We start from the raw sequence: 4,534 nt of genomic DNA, 5'->3' as shown, positions 1-4,534 counted from the left end.
GGTCAGGGCTTGCGCGTCGGGCGATGCTCCGACGAGGCCAGCCGCCAGCGCCGGGGCGACCAAGAGCCAGCGCGAGAGCGCGACAGTCTTGACGATGCCGGCCGAGGCGCCGAGTACAACCGACAGGTCGCCGAGCGCGGATCCTGGCAAGAGCGTCCGTCGGAGCACGACGGCGGCTGGAATGAGCAGAAGCGCGGACGCGGTGTAGAGCCCGTACCCGACGAGGGCGGCGGGCTGGTGGGCGGCGAAGAGCTCGAGCTTCAGGGCGGCAGGGAGGCCGAGGCTGGTCGGCCAGTCGAGCGCGGCCGACAAGACGAAGAACGCCGCCCACATCAGGGCGAACTGGGCGGCGAGGAGCGCGGCGACCGCGCGGCGGGGCCGGGCCGAGGGGGCGAGTGGAGACATCAGAGTGGGGGAGAGGGTGTCACCGGCGAATCCGGCGTCGTGCCCACAGATTCCCCCACGGCCTCCGTCTGGCGCCTTGATCGTGGTCAGGAAGGCTCGCCGTTCGTCTTGATCTGGATCAATCTCCCCCCGCCCCAACCGGCTCCGAACGCGTCGCGGCCCCAACCTCTCGGCGTACGGCTCTCCCCCGTCTTCGGAGAAGCCTACCAGAGGTTCGTCGGCTGGCGGCTCAACGACCGGCCGCCACGGCTCAGCCGCCAGCCACGCGTCGTCGGATGCGGCTCAGCGCCTCCGGCGTCACCCCGAGGTACGACGCGACATGGTAGAGCGGCACGCGCTGGACCACGCGCGGGCTCCGCGCCAGGAGCCGCCGGTACCGGTCTTCAGCCGAGAACTGTTGGAGCTCGGCCGCTCGCGCTCGTGCTCCGTCGAACAGCATCCCAGCGACGGCGCCGCGGACGGCGGCCAGCGACGGGACCTGGTGGACGAGCGCCGCGAAGGCGTCGTGCGTCAGGACGTCGAGCGCCGACGGCTCGACGGCCGTGATCGTTTGGGACGCTGGGGCGCCGTCGAAGAACCCGGAGAGGTCGCCGGCCACGTCGCCCTCGAAGTCGAACGCGGTCACGTGGTCGGTGCCGTCGCGCAAGACGGAGTATCGGAGCGCCCCCTCACGGACGAACCCGACCCAGCGCCGCACCTCGCCCTCAATCGCGAGCGTCTCGCCGGCCTCCAGCCGGACCGGGACGAGGCGCTCGGCCACCGCCGCCCACTCGTCGTCGGAGAGTGGAACGACCGCGGCCAGCCACGGGCGGAAGCTGTCTGGGGTGTCGAGGGGCATCGGACGGGGCGAACGAGCCGGCGGGACGATCCGTTTCCGCCTCCGCAGCCTCGACGCTGAGGCCGGCGCTCTCGGCGAGGTCCTCGGTGGACCACTGCCGAAGAGCCTGGCTACGGCGTCGGGCCGGCCGCCTCGCGGGCGACCAGGTCGCCGGACCGCACCGACCGCCCGTCCGGCGCATGGACCTACCGGGTACCGAACGAGAGGCCGACCTGAGTGCTTAGTCCGTCGTAGAAGTCCAACGGACGCGCGAACGTCTCCCACCCGCTGAGACGAGTGTAGAGCACGCCGCCGGTCAGCCGGACGCCGGGTCGGAGGGCAAACGACGCCCGGAGTCCACCCTCGGTGGCGAGTCCGAACCCGACGTCGCCGTCCTCGAAGAGGCCGTTCTCCCACGCGCTCACCCGGCGGCCATCCAGCGTCACGCGGTCGTCGCGGTAGAACCCAACGCCGACAAATCCGACGGAGAGGGGGACCTCGACGGTCACCGCGTCAGAGAGGGTCACGTTGGGGGCGACCACGACTCCGGTGTAGCCGTGGTCCGCACGCAGGTCGAGTGTCGACTGGCCGCGGTAGGTCAGACCATCCGGGAGCGCCGTGGGGAACGTGTCGGGGTTGATCGGGCCGCTGCGTCCGTAGGTCACGACGCCAATTTTGACGCGTCCAGCGATGACGGCCCCGCCCTCGACGCCGACCGCCCGTCCGACGTGTCCGGGCAGGAACATGGACCGAGCGCTGGGTGCGAGGTACCACCCGACACGAGGGGACTCTTGTGCGGAAGTGGTGGGGAGGCGGGCATCGTGATTGCACGGTTCGAGTGGCGGTCAGGGCAGGTCCACTCGGGTAGCGGGTCCGGTGACTCGCTCCACCGCGCCCGAGCGCCGGGCTCGCCTCGGCATACTCCCCAGTCGGTCTCACCCCGTACTCCCTACGAGGCGCGCTCCCGGTACTCCGTCGTGAGCACGCCGCTGTACCCCCAGTTCTCAGGGTCCACGAGGTCGAGCACTACGTGGATGTGCTCGGGCTTCTTCCCGAGCACCCGGACCAGCGAGTCGGTCACGTCGCGGACCAGTTCCGCCTTCTGCTCGGCCGAGACGCCGTCGTCGGTGATCTTGATGTTGACGTAGGGCATGGGAGGGGGGCATGTGGGAGGGAACATGAGACCAGACCGGGCAGCCTGGGACGGCGCCAACCCCTACAGGGCGGCACGGTCTCATCCACCGGTGAAGCCGAGGGGCCTGAGCTCGGCGGCGGGGCCAGACCACCGGCTCGGCGCGACGCCGAACCGCGCTCGGAACGAGCGCGAAAAGTGCGAGGCCCCTCGGAAGCCGCACTCCAGCGCCACTCCGTAGACGCCGATCTCGCCTGCAGCGCCGGCTTCCAGAAGCGAGGCGGCCTTGTCGAGCCGGTGGTCCCGTATCCGTTCGTCGACCGACCTGCCCGTGCTCGACACCGAGATCCGGTCCAGGTGACGCCGGCTCACGCCGACGGCCTGGGCCACAGCCTGAGCGGAGAGGCCGGGGTCGCGCGACTCCCGCTCGATGACCTCGGTGGCCCGGTCGAGCAGGACGTCGGACGGGGACCGGTCCGCGAGCAGCGACCCGGTCGCGACCCGCGCCAGGGCAGCGATCGCGGTCAGCGCCGCCTCTCCCTGGATCACGTCGAGCGACGGGGCTGCGTCCCACAGCGTCCGCAGCGCGTCGGACAGGAGTTGAACGGTCGGGGACGACCCGTCGGCGCCCCTGCCTGCCAGGTAGCCGCTCGGGAAGCGGACCGTCGCGAGCGGCAGCTCGACGCCGACCTGCCGCGCCGTCCCAACAGTCTCGATCGACGCGGAGAACGGGCCCTCCAGGAACGCGACGCCCCCCGGACCGAGCTCGCACGAGCGGCCCGCCGCCTCGAATCGGGCGTGCCCCTCGACCTGAGCGAGGACCGAGATCCACCGGGCCCCGCTCGCTGCGGGCCTCTCCAACTTGAGGCCGTCGTCTCGGTAGTCCCAGAGCCGCGCCGGGCCGACCGAGCCCAGCCGGAGCACGCCCACGCGGGCGCCGAACGGGTTCGCCAGGCGGACGCCGAGGTCCGGCGGGAAGCGGGTCGGGGGGGAGATGTCCACGGGAGGCAAACGGGAAGTCCAGACCGGGCAAGATGTGTCGCCGCGGCAGGGCGAACCTGAAACCGCTCAACGTCGGAGGCCGCCTACGGATGCGCCTTTCACAGTGATCCTACCCCGCATACCGATGTCCCGTCTCACAGCCCTCCTAACCCTCACCGCTTGCGCGCTCCTGGTGGGTTGCGCAGGGAGTCCAGCGACCATGACGACACCTGACCCTGACCCCGGCTACGAGGCCGACGTACGCGCCACCATCGACCGGGTGGTGCGGGGGTGGAACACGAAGGACGCGGACCTCTTTGCGTCCGCGTTCACCGAGCCGCACGACTACGTCGCCGTCGGGGGACGGCTGTCGCTGGACCAGACGGCCGCTCAGAACGTGGCCGTCCACGAGCGGATCTGGTCGACGATCTACGCCGAGGGGAGCACGATCGCGTTCGACGTGGTGTCGGTGGACCGGGTCGCCCCCGGGGTCGCTCTCGCGGTCGTCTCCAACCGGGACGACTACGTCAGGGGAGGGGAGCGCCAGGTGTCCGAGAGCGTGATCACGGCCGTGCTCGTCCGGACGGACGAGGGGTGGCGCATCCGCCAGTTCAACAACAACGCGGTCCGTCGGGACGGATGACCCGCCGCACGACACCTGAGGGTACGACATGCCCCCTCCGCCTGCCCAAGACGCCCGGAGTCTGTTCGCGTTCTAGCCCCGCTACAGCGAGGCGCTAGCGGGTGGCACGCGGGCGCGGACCCCAGCCGGCCCTCACCCCCCTCCCCTTCGGGATCGTCGCGAGAGTCGACCGCTCCTGGAAGGCCCAGCGGGACGCATTTAACACAGGAGGCCCCGGAAGAGCACGTGCTCGTCCGGGGCCTCCCAGCGTGAGGCGCGGGTCAGGATGTCGCACTCGTCATGCGGTTGGCCAGCTCGACGTGTCGCACGTCCTGCTGCTGGGCCTCTTCGAGGCACTTCTGCATGGCGGCTGCCGACTCGTCCATGCCGAGCTGGTCGAGGTAGCCGCGCGCCGTGTCGAATGCGGCCGTCCAGTAGTGGATGGCCATCCGGCCTGCAGCGACGATGCCGAGGTCGCGCGACGGCGCGTCGGGCGCTTCCTCGCGGGCTTTCTGAGCCGTCACGTAGACGGCCTCGATGACCTCGTTGTGACGTTCGCCTTCGGCGCCGACCTCCT

At 71.0% G+C, this 4,534-nt stretch carries 6 protein-coding genes and 1 pseudogene; 1 reads left to right on the top strand and 6 read right to left on the bottom strand.

From position 1 onward, the window contains the following. The 5 genes and pseudogenes from WBA11_RS18415 to WBA11_RS18395 form a co-directional block, all read right to left on the bottom strand. A pseudogene (locus WBA11_RS18415) lies at nt 1–405 on the bottom strand (hypothetical protein); the annotation flags it as partial. Nucleotides 406–655: 250 nt separating this feature from the next. After that, complete coding sequence (locus WBA11_RS18410; protein ID WP_424522092.1) at nt 656–1,243, bottom strand: Crp/Fnr family transcriptional regulator; 588 nt, start codon at nt 1,241–1,243, stop codon at nt 656–658. A gap of 185 nt (nt 1,244–1,428) precedes the next feature. After that, nucleotides 1,429–1,968 carry a hypothetical protein gene (locus tag WBA11_RS18405; RefSeq protein ID WP_424522091.1) on the bottom strand — a complete coding sequence of 180 codons (540 nt, stop codon included), beginning with the start codon at nt 1,966–1,968 and terminating at the stop codon, nt 1,429–1,431. Nucleotides 1,969–2,171: 203 nt separating this feature from the next. Further along, on the bottom strand, nt 2,172–2,375 hold the full coding sequence (locus WBA11_RS18400) for a tautomerase family protein (protein ID WP_424522090.1): 204 nt from the start codon (nt 2,373–2,375) through the stop codon (nt 2,172–2,174). 81 nt (nt 2,376–2,456) lie between these two features. Beyond that, nucleotides 2,457–3,356, bottom strand: a complete 900-nt coding sequence (locus WBA11_RS18395; protein WP_424522089.1) for a helix-turn-helix domain-containing protein — start codon at nt 3,354–3,356, stop codon at nt 2,457–2,459. A 199-nt stretch (nt 3,357–3,555) separates the two neighbouring features. Between WBA11_RS18395 and WBA11_RS18390 the strand changes: the two genes are divergently transcribed. Continuing rightward, nucleotides 3,556–3,978: an SgcJ/EcaC family oxidoreductase gene (locus WBA11_RS18390; RefSeq protein ID WP_424522088.1), complete on the top strand. Its 423-nt coding sequence runs from the start codon at nt 3,556–3,558 to the stop codon at nt 3,976–3,978. 260 nt (nt 3,979–4,238) lie between these two features. Here the strand turns inward: WBA11_RS18390 and WBA11_RS18385 are convergent. Continuing rightward, a partial coding sequence (locus tag WBA11_RS18385; RefSeq protein ID WP_424522087.1) for a DUF892 family protein occupies nt 4,239–4,534 on the bottom strand: 296 nt, incomplete at its 5' end.

The sequence above is a fragment of the Rubrivirga sp. genome (genome assembly GCF_049648075.1).
GTDB lineage: Bacteria > Bacteroidota > Rhodothermia > Rhodothermales > Rubricoccaceae > Rubrivirga.
This window is presented reverse-complemented; position numbering and strand designations above follow the sequence as displayed.